Source organism: Paraburkholderia lycopersici (assembly GCF_900096975.1).
Classification (GTDB): Bacteria; Pseudomonadota; Gammaproteobacteria; order Burkholderiales; family Burkholderiaceae; genus Paraburkholderia; species Paraburkholderia lycopersici.
This window is the reverse complement of the sequence record NZ_FMYQ01000028.1, coordinates 43,237-63,631: the sequence shown is the minus strand read 5'-3', so window position 1 is coordinate 63,631 and position 20,395 is coordinate 43,237. Positions and strand designations below refer to the sequence as shown.

15 protein-coding genes are annotated in these 20,395 nt (G+C 65.6%); 9 read left to right on the top strand and 6 right to left on the bottom strand.

From position 1 onward, the window contains the following. The first annotated feature begins 216 nt into the window (after positions 1–216). The 3 genes from nirB (at position 217) to BLU17_RS25180 (ending at position 7,433) form a co-directional block, all read left to right on the top strand. Positions 217–2,775, top strand: coding sequence for a nitrite reductase large subunit NirB (gene nirB / locus BLU17_RS25190; protein WP_092003072.1), 2,559 nt, complete (start codon positions 217–219; stop codon positions 2,773–2,775). Positions 2,776–2,803: 28 nt separating this feature from the next. Then, positions 2,804–3,151 (top strand): nitrite reductase small subunit NirD, encoded by a 348-nt coding sequence (nirD, locus tag BLU17_RS25185; protein ID WP_092002955.1) that lies wholly within the window; start codon positions 2,804–2,806, stop codon positions 3,149–3,151. Positions 3,152–3,236: 85 nt separating this feature from the next. Continuing rightward, on the top strand, positions 3,237–7,433 hold the full coding sequence (locus tag BLU17_RS25180; protein ID WP_092003069.1) for a bifunctional nitrate reductase/sulfite reductase flavoprotein subunit alpha: 4,197 nt from the start codon (positions 3,237–3,239) through the stop codon (positions 7,431–7,433). Here BLU17_RS25180 and BLU17_RS25175 read toward each other — a convergent pair. Then, the gene (locus BLU17_RS25175; RefSeq protein ID WP_092002951.1) at positions 7,387–7,686 is read right to left on the bottom strand and encodes a hypothetical protein; all 300 of its coding nucleotides are present in this window, start codon (positions 7,684–7,686) and stop codon (positions 7,387–7,389) included. The two genes, BLU17_RS25180 and BLU17_RS25175, sit on opposite strands and share 47 nt — an antisense overlap. 204 nt (positions 7,687–7,890) lie before the next feature. Here BLU17_RS25175 and cynR point away from each other — a divergent pair, with 204 nt between their 5' ends. Beyond that, on the top strand, positions 7,891–8,799 hold the full coding sequence (gene cynR / locus BLU17_RS25170; RefSeq protein WP_092002948.1) for a transcriptional regulator CynR: 909 nt from the start codon (positions 7,891–7,893) through the stop codon (positions 8,797–8,799). A 17-nt stretch (positions 8,800–8,816) separates the two neighbouring features. Here the strand turns inward: cynR and BLU17_RS25165 are convergent, their stop codons facing one another. Further along, positions 8,817–10,205, bottom strand: a complete 1,389-nt coding sequence (locus BLU17_RS25165; protein WP_092002945.1) for an alkaline phosphatase family protein — start codon at positions 10,203–10,205, stop codon at positions 8,817–8,819. Between the two features lie 265 nt (positions 10,206–10,470). Here BLU17_RS25165 and ilvD point away from each other — a divergent pair, with 265 nt between their 5' ends. Next, positions 10,471–12,330, top strand: a complete 1,860-nt coding sequence (ilvD, locus tag BLU17_RS25160) for a dihydroxy-acid dehydratase (protein WP_092002942.1) — start codon at positions 10,471–10,473, stop codon at positions 12,328–12,330. 147 nt (positions 12,331–12,477) lie between these two features. Here ilvD and BLU17_RS25155 read toward each other — a convergent pair whose 3' ends face one another. Further along, positions 12,478–14,721 carry an NADP-dependent isocitrate dehydrogenase gene (locus tag BLU17_RS25155; RefSeq protein ID WP_092003066.1) on the bottom strand — a complete coding sequence of 748 codons (2,244 nt, stop codon included), beginning with the start codon at positions 14,719–14,721 and terminating at the stop codon, positions 12,478–12,480. Between the two features lie 495 nt (positions 14,722–15,216). Here BLU17_RS25155 and BLU17_RS25150 point away from each other — a divergent pair, with 495 nt between their 5' ends. Further along, on the top strand, positions 15,217–15,633 hold the full coding sequence (locus BLU17_RS25150; protein ID WP_092002939.1) for a MarR family winged helix-turn-helix transcriptional regulator: 417 nt from the start codon (positions 15,217–15,219) through the stop codon (positions 15,631–15,633). Positions 15,634–15,693: 60 nt separating this feature from the next. Beyond that, on the top strand, positions 15,694–15,942 hold the full coding sequence (locus tag BLU17_RS25145; RefSeq protein WP_092002936.1) for a hypothetical protein: 249 nt from the start codon (positions 15,694–15,696) through the stop codon (positions 15,940–15,942). Positions 15,943–15,963: 21 nt separating this feature from the next. On the opposite strand, the gene BLU17_RS25140 is transcribed toward BLU17_RS25145, so the two are convergent. Next, positions 15,964–16,788 carry an alpha/beta fold hydrolase gene (locus tag BLU17_RS25140; RefSeq protein WP_092002934.1) on the bottom strand — a complete coding sequence of 275 codons (825 nt, stop codon included), beginning with the start codon at positions 16,786–16,788 and terminating at the stop codon, positions 15,964–15,966. A 341-nt stretch (positions 16,789–17,129) separates the two neighbouring features. Here BLU17_RS25140 and BLU17_RS25135 point away from each other — a divergent pair, with 341 nt between their 5' ends. Together BLU17_RS25135 and BLU17_RS25130 are read left to right on the top strand one after the other, a co-directional pair. Further along, positions 17,130–18,320 carry a sugar transporter gene (locus BLU17_RS25135; RefSeq protein WP_092002931.1) on the top strand — a complete coding sequence of 397 codons (1,191 nt, stop codon included), beginning with the start codon at positions 17,130–17,132 and terminating at the stop codon, positions 18,318–18,320. Between the two features lie 272 nt (positions 18,321–18,592). After that, positions 18,593–18,889 (top strand): hypothetical protein, encoded by a 297-nt coding sequence (locus tag BLU17_RS25130; protein ID WP_092002928.1) that lies wholly within the window; start codon positions 18,593–18,595, stop codon positions 18,887–18,889. A gap of 12 nt (positions 18,890–18,901) precedes the next feature. Here BLU17_RS25130 and BLU17_RS33945 read toward each other — a convergent pair whose 3' ends face one another. Together BLU17_RS33945 and BLU17_RS25120 are read right to left on the bottom strand one after the other, a co-directional pair. Further along, the gene (locus tag BLU17_RS33945; protein WP_245747009.1) at positions 18,902–19,369 is read right to left on the bottom strand and encodes a hypothetical protein; all 468 of its coding nucleotides are present in this window, start codon (positions 19,367–19,369) and stop codon (positions 18,902–18,904) included. Between the two features lie 66 nt (positions 19,370–19,435). After that, a complete protein-coding gene (locus BLU17_RS25120; RefSeq protein ID WP_176929192.1) occupies positions 19,436–20,332 on the bottom strand; it encodes a LysR family transcriptional regulator in 897 nt (298 codons plus the stop codon). Positions 20,333–20,395 lie beyond the last annotated feature (63 nt).

The following is a 20,395-nucleotide window of genomic DNA, read 5'->3' as shown; positions in this document are numbered from 1 at the left end:
ACTGGCATGGTGCTTGCGTATTGCTTCGCGACAAGTGCCACGGCGGATCAACGGCGATCCGGCTGCAACGTAGCAACGCAACGCACGAGAGATTTTCGTAATCAGGGCAACGGCGTCCCCCGAATCTGGCTTTATACAAGCTGGAATCGCGGGACGCTTTTTTATTTGCAGGGGCGCATGATGCAAGCATCGAACGCAGTGAACAGCGCAGCCGCGATGGAGATCGTCGTCGTCGGCCATGGCATGGTGGGCCACAAATTCCTCGAATGCATCCTCGCGGACGGCGCGCCCAATGCGCGCGTGACCGTGCTCTGCGAAGAACCGCGTCCCGCCTATGATCGCGTGCATCTCTCCGAATTCTTCGCGGGCAAGTCGGCCGACGATCTTTCGCTCGTCGCGCCTGGCTTCTTCGATCGCGAGAACGTGCGCCTCGTGCTCGATGCGAAGGCCGTGGCGATCGACCGCGCGGCGCGCACCGTAACGGTGTCCAGCGGCGAGACGCTTGCGTATGACAAGCTCGTGCTCGCCACCGGTTCTTCGGCGTTCGTGCCGCCGATCGCCGGCAACGACCGCGCCGACTGCTTCGTATACCGAACCATTTCCGACCTCGAAGCGATGCAGGCGCGCGGCGCGCGCGCAAGATCGGGCGTGGTGGTGGGGGGCGGCCTGCTCGGCCTCGAATGTGCGAAGGCGCTGCGCGACATGGGACTCGAGACGCACGTCGTGGAGTTCGCCCCGCGCCTCATGGCGGTGCAGGTGGACGACGATGGCGGCCGCATGCTGCGCGGCAAGATCGAGGAACTCGGCGTGCGCGTACATACGCAGAAGAACACCACGTCGATCGTAGACGGCGAAACGGCCGCGAACCGCATGCAATTCGCCGACGGCACGCATCTCGACGCCGACATGATCGTGTTTTCGGCGGGTATTCGCCCGCGCGACGAGATCGCGCGCGCAAGCGGCCTCGATATCGGCGCGCGTGGCGGCATCGTGATCGACGACCAGTGCCGCACGAGCGATGCGAACATCTACGCCATCGGCGAATGCGCGCTCTGGCAAGGCCAGATCTTCGGCCTCGTCGCCCCCGGCTACGAGATGGCGCGGATTGCGGCCAGGGCGATAGCGGGCGAGGCGCCGGCCTTCGCAGGCGCCGACATGAGCACGAAGCTCAAGCTCATGGGCGTGGACGTGGCAAGTATCGGCGACGCGCACGGCAAGACGCCGGGTAGCCGCTCGTATCGTTATGCCGACGAACGCCGCCAGGTCTACAAGAAGATCGTGGTCTCCGATTGCGGCAAGAAGCTGCTCGGCGCGGTGATGGTGGGCGATGCGAATGAATACGGCACGTTGCTGCAGATGATGCTCAACGGTATCGACTTGCCCGAGTCGCCCGAATTCATGATCCTGCCGCAGGCCGACGGCAAGGCCCGCCCCGCGCTCGGCGTGGAGGCGCTGCCCGATGCCGCGCAGATCTGTTCGTGCAACAACGTCTCCAAGGCGCAAATCTGCGCTGCCGTGCGCGAAGGCGCGACGACCGTCGCCGCGGTGAAAGGCGCATGCGGCGCGGGGACGTCGTGCGGCGGCTGCGTGCCGCTCGTCACGCAGGTGATGAAGTCGGAGATGAAGCGCCAGGGGCTCACCGTCAACAATCACCTGTGCGAGCACTTTCGCTATTCGCGCCAGGAGCTCTATCACATCGTCCGCGTGGAGGGCATCAAGACCTTCGGCGAACTGCTCGCAAAGCATGGGCACGGCCTTGGCTGCGATATCTGCAAGCCCGCCGTGGGCGGCATTCTTGCGTCGTGCTGGAACGAATTCGTGCTGAAGAAGGAGCACGCGAGCCTGCAGGACTCGAACGACTACTACCTCGCGAACATCCAGCGCGACGGCACCTATTCGGTCGTGCCGCGCATGCCCGGCGGCGAGGTCACGCCCGAGGGGCTGATCGCCGTGGGGCAAGTCGCGAAGAAGTATGGGCTCTACACGAAGATCACGGGCGGCCAGCGCGTGGACCTTTTCGGCGCGCGCGTCGAGCAACTGCCGTTCATCTGGGAAGAACTGATCGCAGCGGGCTTCGAGTCGGGGCATGCCTACGGCAAGGCCTTGCGCACGGTGAAGTCGTGCGTGGGCTCGACGTGGTGCCGCTATGGCGTGGGCGACTCGGTGGGGTTCGCGATCGAACTCGAAAACCGCTACAAGGGCCTGCGCGCGCCGCACAAAATCAAGTTCGGCGTATCGGGCTGCACGCGCGAATGCGCGGAGGCGCAAGGCAAGGACATCGGCATTATCGCCACGGAGAAGGGCTGGAACCTCTACGTGTGCGGGAACGGCGGCATGAAGCCCCGCCATGCCGAACTGCTCGCCGCAGACCTCGACAGGGAAACGCTCGTGCGCTACGTCGACCGCTTCCTCATGTTCTACGTGCGCACGGCCGACCGTCTGCAGCGCACGAGCGTGTGGCGCGACAACCTCGAAGGCGGCCTCGACTATCTGATCGACGTGGTCGTGCACGACAAGCTGGGCCTTGCGGCCGAGCTCGAAGCGGAAATGCAGCTTGTTGTGGACACCTACGAATGCGAATGGAAGAAGGCCGTGACCGATCCGCAAACGCGTCGCCGCTTCCGTCACTTCGTCAACAGCGACGAAGGCGATCAGCATGTCGCCTTCGTCGAGGCGCGCGGCCAGATTCGCCCGGCCACGCTCGAAGAGCGCGCGTCGAAACCGGCGCGGTACGAAGCGTTGAGCGGGATTCCCGTGGTGCTCGAAACCGTCTGATTCTTTCCTTCTAACCGAGGAGTGCGAAATGAATAACGAATGCAAGCCGAACACCTGGATTCCCGTCTGCGCGCTCGACGATATCGTGCCGAACACCGGCGTGTGCGCGCTCGTGAAAGGCGAGCAGGTCGCCGTGTTTCATGTCGATGACGGCGGCGCGCGCGTGTTCGCCATCGGCAACTACGATCCGAACTCGCATGCGGCGGTGCTCTCGCGCGGGCTCGTCGGCAGCTTCGGCGAGCGCGTCGTGGTGGCCTCGCCCATCTACAAGCATCACTTCGATCTCAGCACTGGCGAGTGCATCGAAGCGCCGCAGCATTCGGTCAACGCGTTCCCGGCGCGGGTGGAGAACGGCCAGGTCTGGGTGGCCGCCTGACACGAAGAAACGTGCGCGGCGAATGCGGCGCGGCGCATGCTGCGCCGCGCGTCCTGAATTCTATTTGCTGATATCGATCGACCGCATGAGCAGCGAGAGCGTAAAGAGCGTGTGTCCGTATTGCGGCGTGGGTTGCGGGATGATCCTGCACGTCGAGGACGGACAGGTCGTGAAGATCTCGGGCGATACCGAACATCCGACCAACTTCGGCCGTCTTTGCACGAAGGGATCGTCGGCGCACGTGGCGCTGCGCAAATCGGGGCGGCTCGAACGCGCTTTCGTGCGGCGCGCGCGCGACGAAGACCTGGTGCCGCTGCCGCTCGCGCAGGCGATCGCGGACACGGCGCACCGCCTGCGCGCGACGCTCGACGCGCACGGTCCCGACGCCCTCTCGTTCTACGTGTCGGGCCAGATGTCGATCGAGGCGCAATACCTCGTGAACAAGCTCGCCAAAGGCTTCGTGCGCACCAGCAACATCGAGTCGAATTCGCGCCTGTGCATGGCGAGCGCGGGTAGCGGCTACAAGCTTTCGCTTGGCGCAGACGGGCCGCCAGGCTCGTATCAGGATTTCGACAAGGCGGACCTGTTCTTCGTGATCGGCGCGAACATGGCGGACTGCCATCCCATCCTGTTCCTGCGCATGATGGACCGCGTGAAGGCGGGTGCGAAGCTCATCGTCGTGGACCCGCGCCGCAATGCGACCGCGGAGAAGGCGTCGCTTTTCCTGCAGATCGCGCCAGGCACCGATCTCGCGCTGCTCAACGGTCTGCTTTACCTGCTGCACGAGAGCGGCCATACCGATCCTGCGTTCATTGCCCAGTACACCGAAGGATGGGACGCGATGCCCGCGTTCCTCGAAGACTACCCGCCGGAAAAGGTCGCGCAGATCACGGGCCTCGCCGAAGGCGACATTCGGCTCGCCGCGCAGATGATCGGCGCGGCGCCCGAGTGGATGAGCTGCTGGACCATGGGCCTGAACCAGAGCACGCATGGCACGTGGAGCACCAACGCGATCTGCAACCTGCACCTCGCGACGGGCAGGATATGCCGACCGGGCAGCGGCCCGTTCTCGCTTACGGGGCAGCCCAACGCGATGGGCGGACGCGAAATGGGCTACATGGGGCCGGGCTTGCCCGGCCAGCGCACCGTGCTCGCGGAAGACGACCGCGCGTTCGTCGAAGCGGCCTGGGGCCTCGCGCCCGGCACGCTGCCCGTCACGGTGGGCGGCGGCACCATCGACATGTTCTCGCGCATGGCGGCGGGCGAGATCAAGGCGTGCTGGATCATTTGCACGAATCCCGTGGCGAGCGTCGCGAACCGGCAGACCGTGGTGGCCGGTCTGAAGGCCGCCGAGCTCGTGATCGCCCAGGACGCCTTTCTGGACACCGAAACAAATCAGTACGCCGACGTGCTGCTGCCCGGTGCACTCTGGGCCGAGGCCGAGGGCGTGATGGTCAATTCCGAGCGCAACATGACGCTCATGCAGCGAGCCGTCGAACCGCCCGGCGAAGCGCTGCCCGACTGGCAGATCATCGCGCGCGTGGCGTGCGGGATGGGCTACGCCGACGCCTTCAGCTACGACAGCGCCGCCGAAGTGTTCGACGAGATCACGCGCTTCGCGAACCCGAAGACGGGCTACGATCTGCGCGGCGCAAGTCACGCGAAGCTGCGCGAAACGCCGCTGCAATGGCCCGTCGCGCCCGGGGCGGCGAGCGATCGCCATCCGCTGCGTTATCTGAACGACGGCGTGAGCCAGACGCTCAAGGAGAACGCCGACGGCTCGCATCCGCGCATCGCATTCGCCACGCCCAACGGCAAAGGCGTCTTCTTCGCGCGGCCGCACGTCGCGCCGGCCGAGTTGCCCGACGGCACGTTCCCCATGGTGTTCAACACGGGCCGGCTCCAGCATCAGTGGCACACCATGACGAAGACCGGCAAGGTGCCGATGCTCAACAAGCTCAATCCCGGTCCTTTCGTCGAGATTCATCCCGAGGACGCCGCCGCGCTCGGTATCGCCGCGAAGGACCGTGTGGAAGTGCGTTCGCGCCGCGGCCGCGTCGTGCTGCCCGCCGTGGTGAGCGAGCGCGTGCGCCCCGGCAACTGCTTCGCGCCGATGCACTGGAACGACGTGTACGGCGAAGACCTCTGCGTGAACGCCGTCACGAGCGACGCAATCGACCCGGTTTCCCAGCAGCCCGAACTGAAATTTTGCGCGGTCGCGCTCGCGCGCGTCGGCTCCGGGTCCGCGCCGCGCGAAAACGCGGGCGCGCCGGAGGCCGCCGATGCGCCTGCCGCAGCGCAGGCGAGCACGCCGCAAGCCGACAACCCGTCTCAGGAACACGACATGTCCCGTATCGATGCCTTTTCGACGCTACTCGGTCTCGACGACGTCGCCGCGCCGCAACTGGGCGACATGGAACGCCAGTACCTCGCGGGTTTTGTCGGCGGCCTGCGCGCTTCGAGGGCGGGCGAAACCGTCGGCGTGCCGATGCTGCCCGCGCATGCGCCGTTGTCCGTCGGCACGCGCGTCTGGCTCGACGGTCTGCTCGCGGGTCTCTTCAGTCGCGGCGAGCCCGCGCCTGCCGCACGCGCCGTCTCGCTGGCCGGCGCGCCGGCAGAGCCCGGGGAAGCGCCGCACGGCGTGCGCATCGCGCATACGCGGCCGAAGGTCGTGCTGCTGTGGGCGTCGCAAACGGGCAACGTCGAATCGCTCGTCGAGCGCTACGCGACGCAGCTGATGGAGTCGGGCTTCGAGATCCGCACGGCCTGCATGGCCGACTACCCGCTCGCGAGCCTCGAAAAGGCACAGTACGCACTCCTGATGACGAGCACGTTCGGCGACGGCGACGCGCCCGACAACGGCGAAGGGTTCTGGAGCGCGCTCGCGGCGGAGCACGCACCGCGTCTCGCGGCGCTGCGCTTTGCGGTGCTCGCATTCGGCGACCGCAATTACGACCAGTTCTGCGGGCATGGACGCCGGCTCGACGCGCGGCTCGACGCGCTGGGCGCGACGCGCCTCCTGACGCGCGTGGATTGCGACACCGGGTTCCAGGCGGCGGCCGATGCATGGCTGGAGCGTGTCGTCGCGCGAATCAAGGAGGACGACGCGGCGCAGCACGCGGTGCCCGCCGGGGGCTCGATTCCCGAAGCGCTGCCCGGCTGCGCGGCGACGAGGGCGCGCCCGGCCGCTTCACGGCTCCTGAAGAACGTGCGCCTGAACATGAATGGCGCGACGAAGGACACGCGCTACTTCTCGCTCGCAACGGGCGAGGCGGGCCTCGACTACGAGGCGGGCGACGCGCTCGGCGTGTGGCCGACCAACTGCCCGGCGCTCGTGGACGAATTGCTGGGACTCACGCGCCTTGCCGCCGACACGCCGGTTGCCGTGAGCGGTCACGGCGAGATGCGCCTCGGCGAGGCGCTCAGCAAGCACTACGAGATCGCTCGCCCCAATCCCGACGCGCTCGCCTTCATCGCCGCGCGCACGCCGTCGCGCACGCTGGCAGACCTGCTCGACGAATCGCGCAGGAGCGATCTGCGCAACTGGCTCTGGGGCCAGCAACTTGCCGACGTGCTGCACGAGTACCCCGTCGACGTGACCGCGCCCGAACTGCTCGCCATGCTCAAGCGCCTGCAGCCGCGGCTCTATTCGATTTCGTCGAGCCCGAAGGCGCACGCGGGCGAAGTGCATCTGACCGTTTCCGCCGTGCGCTACAACAACGGCCGCCGCGAGCGCAAGGGCGTGGCCTCGACGTTCCTCGCCGATCGCGCCGAGGCGGGCAGCGTGCCCGTGTTCGTGCAGAAGAGCACGCATTTCCGGCCGCCCCGTAACGGCGACACGCCGATGATCATGATCGGCCCGGGCACCGGCGTGGCGCCGTTCCGGGCGTTCCTGCACGAGCGGCGGGCGCGCGGCGACAGCGGGCGCAACTGGCTCTTCTTCGGCGAGCAGCACGCGGCCACGGACTTCTACTATCGCGACGAACTGGAGCAGATGCATAAGGACGGCCACCTCGACCGGCTCGACCTGGCGTTTTCTCGCGACCAGAGCGAGAAGGTCTACGTGCAGGACCGCATGCGCGAGCAGGGCGCGCAGCTATGGGCGTGGCTGCAGGAAGGCGCGCACCTCTACGTGTGCGGCGACGCGAGCCGGATGGCAAAGGACGTGGACAAGGCGATCAGGGACGTGGCGCGCGGCCACGGCGGCTTGAGCGACGAGGCCGCGCACGACTACGTCAACGCACTCGCACGGGACAAGCGCTATCTGCGCGACGTCTATTGAGTGGGCGCGGCGCCGCTTCGGGTGCGCGCCTCGCCGGGCCCACGCCGGCGCGCCACGTCTGCAGCGCGCGCAGGCGGCGCGTGCGCGCACGGCTCGCGCGCCCGACGTTTTCATCGGCATTGCCGGGTTCGGCAAAGCGTCCGCCGCTCGCGCCTTTGGCCACGACGGGTTCGGGCAGCAGGATGGCCAGGAGGAACGTCAGGCTCGAGCCCGCGAACACGGCCACCACGCTCATCGAGATCGACTCGAACATCCGCTTTCTCCCCGGTAGAATGATGCCCGGCGGCCGACGCGGCGCATCCCGCCCGCCGCGCCTCGCTCGCCCCGATCAGAAGCTATTCTGCGCAGGCCGCGCGCCGTCGTCCAAGACGATATTCGGATCGGCATGATAAGCGCGCCTTATGGAAAAATTCGCGGAAAAAATCGCGCAGTCGGAGACATTCGGGAGGCAGCCACCTTGACGCTTCGCTCGATACGCTACGTGCTCACCGTGGCGGAGTTGAAGAATTTCACGCGCGCAGCCGAAGTGCTGCACGTCTCGCAACCGGCGCTCTCGCAGCAAATCCGCCAGCTGGAAAACGATCTCGGCGGCGCGCTGTTCGACCGTAGCGGTCGCGCCATCAGCCTCACGGAATTCGGCCGCGTATACATCGAGCACGCGCGCGAGGCGCTCGCGCTGCTCGACGCGGGCAAGCGCGCGCTGCACGAGGTGCGTGGCCTCACGCGTGGCCTGCTGCGGCTCGCCTACACGCCCACTTTCGCCGAATATCTGGTCGGGCCCGCGCTGCGGCGCTTTCGCGAGGCGTACCCGGCCATCGCGCTCGAAGTGAGCGAGCGGCCGCTAGAAGATATCGAAGGCGGGCTCGAACGCGACGAACTCGATCTCGGTATCGGCTTTACCGACGTGCGCTCCGACGAAATCGAGGTGCGCCCGCTCTTCGGCGAGCAGATGGGGCTGCTCGTGGCTACGCGCCATCCGCTTGCGCGCCGTCGCGCCGAGGTCGCCGCGCGGCAGCTCGAGACGATGCCGCTCGCGCTGCTGAGCTCCGACTTCGTGGTGCGCCGCTTCGCCGACGCCTACTTCCGCGCGCACCAGTTGAGTCCGCGCGTGATGCTGCAGGCCAACTCGGTGGGCACGGTGCTCAAGCTCGTGAAGGACGGCACGCTCGCTACGCTGCTGCCTTCGGCGGTATTGCGCGAGCATCGCGGGCTCGTTGCGCTGCCGGTGATCCCGGCGCTGCCGCAACGCACCGTCGCGTTGCTCACGCGGCGGCGCGCATCGACCACGCTCGCCGCGAATGCGTTTTCGGACGTGCTGCTCGGTCTGATCGCGGACGCAGGCCTCGGCGAGGCCTGCGGCGGCTGAAGCGGCGCATCGCGCACTCAGGGCTGCGGCGACGACAACATCCTGTTGAAGAAGTCCACCGCGTGCTGGCGGGTCGGCATCGAATCGACCGTGGCGGCCGGGTCGAGGCCCGAGCGCCGCGCGGTGCCGCTCACGAGGCTCTTTTGCAGATCGTTGAGCGGGCGGGCGAGATTCGTCGCGATGAAGCCCGAGGCCGGCGGCGCGGCGATGGCCGGCAGGTCGGTGCGCGGCGTGTCGAGCGTGAGCAGCGGGGCCAGCGTGGGCGCCGCCGCCACGCGCTGGCTCGCCAGCATGGCGGCGGGCGCGATATCGAGCCAGTCGCGCAGCGTGGCGAGGATCGACGTATGGTCGTAGGGCGTGGCCCCGGGCGAGCGGAACACGGTTCCCGGCGCGATATACGGCGAGACCACCACGACCGGCACGCGCACGCCGAAACTGTCGAAGCCGAAGTTCTGGTCGCCGGGATTGCTCGCGGCGTCGGGCGGTACGGCGGTGGCGGGCGGCAGCACGTGGTCGTAGGTGCCGCCGTGCTCGTCATAGGTGACGACGAGCAGCGTGTCGGGCCACGCGGGCGACGTGCTCACGGCGTGCCAGATGTCGTAGAGAAAGCTTTCGCCCGCGTAGACATCGTGCGGCGGGTGCTGGTCGTTGGGGGCGAGCAGAAAGCGCGGCTCGATGAACGAGTACTGCGGCAGCGTATTGTTCTTGCAGGCGCTGACGAACGCGCCGAAGCGCTGGAAGTTCGGCTTGTACTTCGCATCCCAAAGCGTCAGAAACATCGTGAGCGTGAGCGACGGCGCGACGAACGCAGCGCTGTACACGGCCCAGCTCGCGCCCACGTCGCTCAGCACGTTGAAGATGGTGCGCACCTTCCATTCGAACGGGTCGGGCGGTGAGCCGTTGTCGACGTGGCCGTTCGACGTGCCTGCGTGGGCGAACGCGCGGTTCGGCCAGGTCTGGCTCGGCACGGAGGCGAACCAGGCGTCCGAGACGGCGTAGGCGCGCGCGAGCGTCGAGAGCACCTTTAGCTGATCGGGGCTGTGGCACTGCATGACCTGGCTTGCGTCCGTCGTCGAGGTCGTTTCGTAGTCTTGCACGAAGCCCGACATGGGCACGGCGCCTTGCGCGTTGCCGAGCAATTGAATGCGCACGTTCGCGAACGTTTCCTGCGGGTCGGGATCGGGCAGCGTGGCCGTGGATGCCGGCGTGGTCGCGGCAATCGTGCCGCCCGCTCTGGTGGGATTGCACAAGCCCGCTTTCAGCCCGTCGAACGGCCGTTGCGCGCTCTCGGCGGGCAGGAAATGCGCGGGGCCGGCGCCGTTTGCATAGAGGCCGCCGAGCATCGTATCGAACGACCGGTTTTCGAACATCACGACGACTACGTGCTTGATGTTCCGCATGGGCATGGGGCGCTCCGTCACGCGAGTCTGACGAGAGAGTATTGGTGCAGGCGCGCGCTTTCGGCAAGGTCCGGCAACCCTGGGGCAGCGCGCGTTCCGTCCGGAGGGAGGCGGGCGCAGGCCCCGCCGCGCAGCGCGCGGCCCCCATGCCTGTGGGATAATTACCGGGTTTGCCCAGAGCCGCAGCTCAAGAGGTTGTTCGCAAGGGCGCGCGTGGGGCCGTTATTCCCGTGGCCCGCTTCCTTTCCGCGATTTTTCTTCTCAAGCACAAATGCCCGCATACCGTTCCAAAACCTCCACCGCCGGCCGCAACATGGCGGGTGCGCGCTCCCTGTGGCGCGCCACCGGCATGAAAGACGAAGACTTTGCCAAGCCGATCATCGCGGTCGTCAATTCGTTCACCCAGTTCGTGCCAGGCCATGTGCACCTGAAAGACCTCGGTCAGCTCGTTGCGCGCGAAATCGAAGCCGCCGGCGGCGTGGCCAAGGAATTCAACACGATCGCCGTGGATGACGGCATTGCCATGGGCCACGACGGCATGCTCTATTCGCTGCCGAGCCGCGACATCATTGCGGATTCGGTCGAATACATGGTCAACGCGCACTGCGCCGACGCCATGGTCTGCATCTCGAACTGCGACAAGATCACCCCTGGCATGCTCATGGCCGCCATGCGCCTGAACATTCCGGTGATTTTCGTCTCGGGCGGCCCGATGGAAGCGGGCAAGACGCGTCTCGCGAACCCCGTCACCAAGGCCATCGAGGTCAAGAAGCTCGACCTGATCGACGCCATGGTGATCGCGGCCGACAGCAAGTACTCCGACGCCGAAGTGGCCGAAGTGGAGCGCTCCGCCTGCCCGACCTGCGGGTCGTGCTCGGGCATGTTCACGGCCAACTCCATGAACTGCCTGACCGAGGCGCTGGGCCTCTCGCTGCCCGGCAACGGCACGGTGGTCGCCACGCACGCGGACCGCGAGCAGCTCTTCAGGCGCGCGGGCCGGCGCATCGTGGAACTGGCCCGCCAGTATTACGAGCAGGAAGACGAACGCGTGCTACCGCGCTCGGTGGGCTTCAAGGCGTTCGAAAACGCCATGACGCTCGACATCGCGATGGGCGGCTCGACCAACACCATCCTGCACTTGCTGGCCATTGCGCAGGAAGCGGGCATCGACTTCACAATGGGCGACATCGACCGTCTTTCGCGCGTCGTACCGCAGCTGTGCAAGGTCGCGCCGAACACGAACAAGTATCACATCGAGGACGTGCACCGCGCGGGCGGCATCATGGCGATCCTCGGCGAACTGGAGCGCGCGGGCAAGCTGCATACCGACGTGCCCACCGTGCACGCGCCGACGCTCAAGGAAGCGCTGGAGCAGTGGGACATCACGCGCACGCAGGACGAAGCCGTGAAGACGTTCTACATGGCGGGTCCCGCCGGCATTCCCTCGCAGGTGGCGTTCAGCCAGAACACGCGCTGGCCGGACCTCGACTCGGACCGCGCAGAAGGCTGCATTCGCTCCTATGAGCACGCGTTCTCGAAAGAGGGCGGGCTTGCCGTGCTGACGGGCAATATCGCGCTCAATGGCTGTGTGGTGAAGACGGCAGGCGTGGACGACAGCATCCTCGTGTTCGAGGGTACGGCTCACGTGACCGAATCGCAGGACGAGGCCGTGGAAAACATCCTCGCCGACAAGGTCAAGGCCGGCGACGTGGTGATCGTGCGCTACGAGGGTCCGCGCGGCGGTCCCGGCATGCAGGAAATGCTCTACCCGACGAGCTACATCAAGTCGAAGGGGCTCGGCAAGGCGTGCGCGCTGCTGACCGACGGCCGTTTCTCCGGCGGCACCTCGGGCCTCTCGATCGGCCACTGCTCGCCCGAAGCGGCGGCGGGCGGCGCGATCGGCCTCGTGCGCGACGGCGACAAGATCCGCATCGACATTCCCAACCGCACGATCAACGTGCTGGTCTCCGACGAGGAGCTGGCGCGCCGCCGCGAAGAGCAGAACGCCAGGGGCTGGAAGCCGGCGAAGGCGCGTCCGCGCAAGGTGTCGGCGGCGCTCAAGGCCTATGCGAAGCTCGTGATGTCGGCCGACAAGGGCGCCGTGCGCGACCTCTCGCTGCTGGACGACTGAGCCTGACGCGCGGGGCGGGCCGCCAGGCTCGTCTCGACGAAGCCGGACAAACCGCGTAGGGCAAAAAAAATCGAGCCTCCCATGGGAGGCTCGATTCATTTGCGGAGCGACGTTCCCCGCGCGACGCGCGGGGAAGGGTTCCAGCACTTACTTCGCTACGGCTTCGAGCGCGGCGTTGAACGTCTTGCTCGGGCGCATGACTTCGGCGAGCTTCGCGAAGTCCGGCTTGTAGTAGCCGCCGATATCGGCCGGCTTGCCCTGCACCGCAGCCAGCTCGGCGACGATCTTCTGCTCGTTTTCGGCCAGCGCCTTCGCCAGCGGTGCGAAGTGGGCCGCGAGTTCCGCGTCCTCCTTCTGCGCGGCCAGCTCTTGCGCCCAGTACATCGCGAGGTAGAACTGGCTGCCGCGGTTGTCCAGTTCGCCGGTTTTCGGCGACGGACCCTTCGCGTTGTCGAGCAGCGTGCCGGTAGCGGCGTCGAGCGTCTTCGCGAGCAGCTTGGCGCGCGCGTTGTTCGTCTTGATGCCGAGGTCTTCCAGCGATACGGCCAGCGCGAGGAATTCGCCGAGCGAGTCCCAGCGCAGGTGGTCTTCCTGAACGAGCTGCTGCACGTGCTTCGGCGCCGAACCGCCCGCGCCCGTTTCGTACATGCCGCCGCCGGCCATCAGCGGAACGATCGAGAGCATCTTCGCCGAGGTGCCCAGTTCCATGATCGGGAACAGGTCGGTGAGGTAGTCGCGCAGGATGTTGCCCGTGACCGAAATCGTGTCCAGGCCGCGGATCACGCGCTCGAGCGTGTAACGCATGGCGCGGACCTGCGACATGATATGGATGTCGAGGCCGTTCGTGTCGTAGTCCTTCAGGTAGGCTTCGACTTTCTTGATGAGCTCGTTTTCGTGCGGACGGTACGGGTCGAGCCAGAACACGGCCGGCATGCCCGAGTTGCGCGCGCGCGTGACGGCGAGCTTGACCCAGTCGCGGATCGGCGCGTCCTTCACGAGGCACATGCGCCAGATGTCGCCTTGCTCGACTTCCTGCGTGAGCGCGTCGAGCACTTCGCCCGTGGCGTTGTCGACGATGCGCGCCGTGCCGTCTTGCGGGATCTCGTAGGTCTTGTCGTGCGAACCGTACTCCTCGGCCTTCTGCGCCATCAGGCCGACGTTCGGCACCGTGCCCATCGTGCGCGGGTCGAATGCGCCGTTGGTCTTGCAGAAGTTGATGATTTCCTGGTAGATGCGCGCGAACGTGCTTTCCGGAATCAGGCACTTCGTGTCGGCCGGACGGCCGTCGGCGCCCCACATCTTGCCGCCTGCGCGGATCATGGCCGGCATCGACGCGTCGACGATCACGTCGTTCGGTGCGTGCAGGTTCGAGATGCCCTTGGCCGAGTCGACCATGGCGAGCGCCGGACGGTGCTCGTGGCACGCGTGCATGTCGCGGATGACTTCTTCGCGCTGCGATTCCGGCAGCTTCTCGATCTTCGTGTAGAGATCGACGAGGCCGTTGTTCACGTTCACGCCGAGCTCTTCGAAGAGCTTGGCGTGCTTGGCGAACGCGTCTTTATAGAACGTGCGCACGGCGTGGCCGAACACGATGGGGTGCGAAACCTTCATCATGGTCGCCTTCACGTGCAGCGAGAGCATGATGCCGGTCTTGCGCGCGTCTTCCATCTGGTCTTCGTAGAAGGCGAGCAGCGCCTTCTTGCTCATGAACATGCTGTCCACGATTTCGCCGTCCAGCAGCGAGACCTTCGGCTTCAGCACGATGGTTTCGCCGCTCTTCGTCACGAGCTCCATGCGCACTTCGCGCGCGCGGTCGAGCGTGATCGACTTTTCGCCGTGATAGAAGTCGCCGTGCTTCATGTGCGCGACGTGGGTGCGCGAAGCCATGCTCCACTCGCCCATGCTGTGCGGGTGCTTCTTCGCGTAGTTCTTGACGGCGGCCGGCGCGCGGCGGTCCGAGTTGCCTTCGCGCAGCACCGGGTTCACGGCCGAGCCGAGGCACTTCGAATAGCGCTTCTGGATGGCCTTTTCTTCGTCGGTCTTCGGATCTTCCGGGAAGTCGGGGATCTTGTAGCCCTTGCCCTGGAGTTCCTTGATCGCGGCGATCAGCTGCGGCACCGATGCGCTGATGTTCGGCAGCTTGATGATGTTCGTTTCCGGCAACTGCGTGAGACGGCCCAGTTCGGCCAGATTGTCCGGCACGCGCTGAGCTTCCGTGAGGAATTCCGGGAACTCGCCGAGAATGCGGGCCGCAACGGAAATGTCGCTGGTTTCGACGTTCACGCCGGCCGGGGCAGCGAAGGTGCGGATGATCGGCAGAAACGCGCTGGTGGCAAGCAGCGGCGCTTCATCGGTCAGGGTGTAGATGATGGTGGGTTGCTGGGTACTCATCGGCTTCTTGGCGGGATCCAAAAACGGGGTGGTAACACCACCGGCTGCACGCAGTCGGCGTAACACCGCAATTTTGCCTGAATTCGAGGCGGACCGGGGCCCAACTGTCCATGAATTTCATATCATGGAATGCCGTTGCGCGAATCGGATTGGCCCCGAAGTCGGCTCTTTTTCCCCGATCCGGTGGCTATGTGCCGAAAACGTTTCCGCGTCGGAGCCCCGCCGTACAAGGCTTGGCGGGGCATTGGCGGCGATGCCGGCGTGCCGCACGCGTTTTGGTGCTCGTGCCCCTGATTATTTGTCAAGCTGGCAAAGACCCTTGTAAAACGGTGGGTGAATCGGCCAGTCTTATAGAAGAGTTTTGCCGGTTGCAACCCGGTTTTTGGGGATTTTCCTGGCCGTGAGAAGACGATCGAGGCTGGCCCGATGGACCGATTGGCGTAGAAGTTCGCCAATACGATTGCTTTGCTAATCAATTCGTGGTCTCATCGCTCCATGTTCGATCACTGCCTTTACTTCAATTCGGCGGCGCTCGCGCGTCTCGTCGAGCGCGAATGGACCGCCGTCTACGCGCCGTTCGGCCTCACGCCCGCGCAGGGTTTCGTGCTGCGCGTCGTGCTCGCGAAACCGGGGTGCCTCGCGAGCGATGTCGCGCAGACGCTCGGCATTGCGCGGCCCACGGCCACGCGCCTCGTCGACGGCCTGTGCGACAAGGGCTTGCTGGAGCGCCGCCAGGGCGACGCCGACGGTCGGGAATGGGGGCTCTTTCCCACGGCGGACGGTGCGGCGCTCGACGGCCCGATCAACGGTGCGAGCGCCGATATCGCGCGGCGCCTGCGTGCGCAGGTGGGCCCGGATCTGTTCGAATCGACGGTTACGGGCATGCGCAAGATACGCAAAGGACTGGCTTGAGGCGTTCGCGCCTTTTTTAACGCCCTAATGATTGTCTTGCTAATCAAAAGGAGAAATGCGATGAACGAAGCGGCGCTGAAAAGCGCGGAAGGGGACGGGTGGCGCTGGGTGATCGGCCTCGCAATCACCGCGCTCGTGGTGGGCGGTGTGACTGCGTCGATCCTCGTGATGCCGCGCGCCGTGGAAGCGAACAGCCGCGCCTGCATGGCGGCGTATGCCAGCGATCTGCACGCGGATCTCGCGGAGTTCGGGCAAGACCCGGCATGGCAAACCCGGTACGTCGAGGCGTTGCAGGCGTGCTCGCATTGAGCGGGCACGCCGCAAGCCGCGTTACTTGCGGTTCAGGAATGCGAGCAGATCGGCGTTGACCTGGTCGGCCATCGTCGTGCACATGCCGTGCGGGCCGCCCGGGTAAATCTTGAGCGTCGCGTCCTTGACGATCTTCGCGGAGAGCTTGCCCGAGTCGTCGATCGGCACGATCTGGTCGTCGTCGCCGTGCAGGATCAGCGTGGGCACGTCGATCTTCTTCAGGTCTTCCGTGTAGTCGACTTCGGAGAACTCGTGCACGCACTCATGAAGCGCGAGGATGCCGCCGGCCATGCCCTGCAGCCAGAACGAGTCGATCGTGCCCTGCGAAACCTTCGCGCCGCTGCGGTTGAAGCCATAGAACGGCACGGCGAGGTCCTTGAAGAACTGCGAGCGATCGTCGATCACGCCCTTGCGGATGCCGTCGAACACGTCCCTCGGCAAGCCGCCCGGATTCTTTTCGCTTTTGATCATGACGGGCGGCACCGCGCCGATCAGCACCGCGCCCGACACGCGCTTCGTGCCGTGACGGCCGATATAGTGCGCGACTTCGCCGCCGCCTGTGGAGTGGCCGACGAGCGTGGCGTCTTTCACGTCGAGCTTGTCGAGCAGATCGGCGAGATCGTCGGCCCAGGTGTCCATGTCGTTGCCTTTGGCGGGCTGGTCCGAGCGGCCATGGCCGCGGCGGTCGTGCGCGATCGTGCGAAAGCCCTTTTGCACGAGAAAGAGCATTTGGGCGTCCCAGGCATCGGCGGTAAGCGGCCAGCCGTGGCTGAAGACGACGGGCTTGCCGCTGCCCCAGTCCTTGTAGTAGATCGACGTGCCATCGCGGGTAGTGAAGGTGCTCATCAGAAGCTCTCCGGTTTCGAACTACGGATTCACGATGCGGACAGACGCCGGCGCGGCTTGCGCGCGGACGTTCGCGACAGCGTCCGGATGAACAATGCGGGTACGGAACGTGCCGGCACCTGCTTGTAGGGAAAGAGGCAGGGCGAACACGCGGGCCAGTATAAAGAGAACACCTGCGCGATGACGCGAGGATGCGCGGGTCCCGCGTGCAGCGGAGGGGACGGACTTTCGATTCATATGAACATACCCCGCCTCTACCTCGTCGCGCGCCTGGATGCCCTGCGGGTCCGTTCCACGGGGCGATACGCGATAATCGCCCTTTATCGATTCCCGCTTCGATTATGGCAACGCCTGAACCGGTCTGCACGGGGCACTCGTGGTGGGGAGTGCTCGTATTGGCGCTCTCGGCCTTCATCTTCAACACGACCGAATTCGTGCCCGTTGCGCTGCTGAGCGCAATTGGCGAGAGCCTGCACATGAAGCCGACCGACGTCGGCCTCATGCTGACGATCTACGCGTGGACGGTGGCGGTGGCGTCGCTGCCCCTGATGCTGCTGACGCGCAACGTCGAGCGCCGCAAGCTGCTCACAGGCGTATTCGTGCTCTTCGTCGTCAGCCATGTCGTGACGGGCATGGCGTGGAACTTTACGGTGCTGATGGCGGGCCGAATCGGCATTGCGTTTGCGCATGCCATATTCTGGTCGATCTCGGTTTCGCTGGTGGTGAGGCTCGCGCCGCCCGGAAACAGGAGCCGCGCGCTCGCGATGCTTGGCATGGGGACGTCGATCGCCATGGTGGCGGGCATTCCGCTCGGGCGCGTGATCGGCGAAACGCTGGGCTGGCGGCAGACTTTTCTCCTCATTGCGGGCGCCGCCGCTGTTGCGCTGCTCGTCTTGCGCATTGCGCTGCCGACGTTGCCAAGTCATCAGGCGGGCTCGTTCGGGAGCCTGCCCGTGCTCTTCAGAAAGCCCATGCTGGCGTCGCTCTACCTGCTCACGATACTCGTCGTTTCCGCGCACTTTACGTCGTACACGTATATCGAGCCTTTCATTCAGGCTGTCGGCCATGAAAGCAGTCGACGGATCACGTACGTCCTGATTCTGTTCGGCGGTGCCGGCATTCCCGCGGCCGTCTGCTTCAATCGCCTCTACCCGAAGCAGCCTGGCCAGTTCCTGCAGGCCTCGGTCGTTGCCTTGTGCGGGTGCCTCTTCGTGCTGTTTCCCTGCGTGCTCAACATCGTCACGCTGTCCCTTCAGACGCTCGTGTGGGGCGGCGCGGTCGTCTGCTTCGGTCTTGCCATGCAGGCGTGGGTGCTCAAGCTGGCGCCCGAAGCCGCGGACCTTGCCGTGTCGATCTATTCCGGCTTGTATAACGTGGGGATCGGCGCGGGCGCGCTGCTGGGCAACCATATCGCCAACGGTTTCGGCGTGTCGTGGGTCGGCACCTTTGGCGGCGTGGTCGGAGGACTGGGGGCCGCGATAGGCTGGCTGGCGTTGCGCATGTACGGCAGGGCGCATCCTTCCGCCCGGTGAGGCGCCATTGCGCCCGGTCGCCGGGCGATCGAATTCCGGGTTCTTTCTGCGGGCGCGGCCGCGCGAATACGTCCTGTGTTTCGGGCGCGCTTCTCGCGCAGTCCGATTGTCTATTTAAGCGCAATACTGAATTCAGTTCATCGGCATAGATTTTCGATGGAACGGCCCTAAACTCCTCGTCCATACGTAAGCGTGTCTGCTTGTTTATGAGGTGGAGTTGTGGTGCGAATTATCGAAGAGGCCGCGAAGGGCGGCGCGGCGGGGCTGTATTCATGAGCGCGGGGAGAGTGTTCGCTTCGCTCGCAGCCGTTTGCGCTGTCCTCGCGGGTTGTGCGTCGGCTGGCAACGTCACCGCGGCGGACAAGCAAGGCACGTTCGTCGCTTCGGCGTCTGCAACGGGCGGGCGCCTCGCGTGGGCGCGCGCCCACAAACGCGCGGTGAGCGAAGCCACCGATTACTGCGACAGCCGCGGTATGCAGGCGAGCCTGGGCATCGAGCACACCGAAGGTCTCGAGGCGATGCAGCAGCACGATTCCATCATCCGCTTCGAATGCCATCCCAGGCTTTGAGGCACGCACGCTTCAGTGAATCACGAACGTTTCCTTGCGGGAGCCGTGCCACTTCGTGACTTCCGAATGGCTCGTGATTCTGGACGATTTCAAAACAGGGCTCGTGACTCGATATAACCGATCGGGATCGGGGCCGTACATGTACAGATAACCGTCGTTGCCGTCGATGTGATATTCGGTTTCGCCGAGTTCGCCCGCATCCGCGCGTCTGATCGCGTTCGCCAGCCGATGTTCGAGCGCATGAATCTCGGGGCGCTCATTCGGGTAGTAGTCGAAATGGACCATCATGGCGGGTCCCGGCGGCCGCGCGGCTTGTTCCGAAGCAGCGGCGTTTCCGGAGAACAGGACAAGCAACGGGGCGATCAGGAGAAAGGCGGGGATCGCTTTTTTCTTCGTCATGGGGCGATATCGTTTCGGGAACATGGAGTCATTCATCGGCGTCGGTGTTTCGGCTGTGTGGCGCAGCAGCGCGGCAATCATATCGGTAGTCCGAACGATTCGCGGAATGGAATATATCCGCCTCGGCAAGCGAAATCCCTCCACGGTTCACAGCAGCGGCAGAGTGAGCCGGATATGCTCCGCGAATGCCGAGGTAAGGTGCGAGGGCCGCTTGCGCTCGAACTTCAGCGCGATGCCGACCGCAGGCAAGGGCGGCAGCGCCGGATCGCCATTGAGGATCGCCAGATCGGTCGGCACGGCCGTCTGGGTCATGACGGCGAAGGCCTGCCCCGAGCGCACGAGCGCGGTGAGACCGGCGAGACTGCTGCTCGCGTACGCGACGCGGTAGGCCCTTCCCGCGCGCCGCAGCGCTTCGCAGGCGGCGATGTGGTCGAGCGTATCCGGATCGGAGAGCGCGAGCGGCAGCGGATCGAAGTGCGCCGAATCGAGCTCCGGCGAGCCGATCCACACGAGTGGCTCGCGGCGGATGATGTCGTCATCCGGACCGGTCTGCGCGGCGTCTTCGGGCAGCGAAACCATGGCGAGATCCACTGCGCGCTTTTCCAGTTGTTCGACGAGGCGCGGCGTGGGTCCGCACACCACCTCGACGAGCGCATGCGGATGCTGGCTCGCAAACTGGCGCAGCAACGAGGGCAGGAACACGGCGGCATAGTCGTCCGGGCAGCCGAAGCGAATGGTGCCCGACAGGCCCTTGCCGCAAAGATCGGCCATTGCTTCGTCGTGCAACCGCAGAATGCGCTGTGCGTGGAGCAGCAGGCGCTCGCCGGGATTCGTCAGCACCACGCCGCGCCCGGTACGCTGGAAAAGCGGCTGATCGACGATCTCCTCGAGCCGCTTCATTTGCTGGCTCAGCGCCGACTGGGTGCGGCCCACGCGCTCGGCCGCGCGGCTGAGCGAACGCACCTCGGCAATGACCGCAAACGAGCGCAGCAAATCGATTTCGAGTGGACGGCTCAAGGTATTAGCCTCTCTTCTGGCTTGCATGAAAACTATTCGATTCTATAAAACCAGAGCGCCGGCTAGACTGCAAGGAAAACCCGCCACCCG

Coding starts and splice junctions, on each gene's coding strand:
- BLU17_RS33945 (WP_245747009.1), bottom strand. CDS start 19,369: ATGATTGCCGCGCTGCTGCGCCACACAGCCGAAACACCGACGCCGATG.
- BLU17_RS25175 (WP_092002951.1), bottom strand. CDS start 7,686: ATGTTCGAGTCGATCTCGATGAGCGTGGTGGCCGTGTTCGCGGGCTCG.
- BLU17_RS25120 (WP_176929192.1), bottom strand. CDS start 20,332: ATGCAAGCCAGAAGAGAGGCTAATACCTTGAGCCGTCCACTCGAAATC.
- nirB (WP_092003072.1), top strand. CDS start 217: ATGGAGATCGTCGTCGTCGGCCATGGCATGGTGGGCCACAAATTCCTC.
- BLU17_RS25150 (WP_092002939.1), top strand. CDS start 15,217: ATGTTCGATCACTGCCTTTACTTCAATTCGGCGGCGCTCGCGCGTCTC.
- BLU17_RS25145 (WP_092002936.1), top strand. CDS start 15,694: ATGAACGAAGCGGCGCTGAAAAGCGCGGAAGGGGACGGGTGGCGCTGG.
- BLU17_RS25135 (WP_092002931.1), top strand. CDS start 17,130: ATGGCAACGCCTGAACCGGTCTGCACGGGGCACTCGTGGTGGGGAGTG.
- BLU17_RS25180 (WP_092003069.1), top strand. CDS start 3,237: ATGAGCAGCGAGAGCGTAAAGAGCGTGTGTCCGTATTGCGGCGTGGGT.
- ilvD (WP_092002942.1), top strand. CDS start 10,471: ATGCCCGCATACCGTTCCAAAACCTCCACCGCCGGCCGCAACATGGCG.
- BLU17_RS25165 (WP_092002945.1), bottom strand. CDS start 10,205: ATGCCCATGCGGAACATCAAGCACGTAGTCGTCGTGATGTTCGAAAAC.
- BLU17_RS25130 (WP_092002928.1), top strand. CDS start 18,593: ATGAGCGCGGGGAGAGTGTTCGCTTCGCTCGCAGCCGTTTGCGCTGTC.
- nirD (WP_092002955.1), top strand. CDS start 2,804: ATGAATAACGAATGCAAGCCGAACACCTGGATTCCCGTCTGCGCGCTC.
- BLU17_RS25155 (WP_092003066.1), bottom strand. CDS start 14,721: ATGAGTACCCAGCAACCCACCATCATCTACACCCTGACCGATGAAGCG.
- BLU17_RS25140 (WP_092002934.1), bottom strand. CDS start 16,788: ATGAGCACCTTCACTACCCGCGATGGCACGTCGATCTACTACAAGGAC.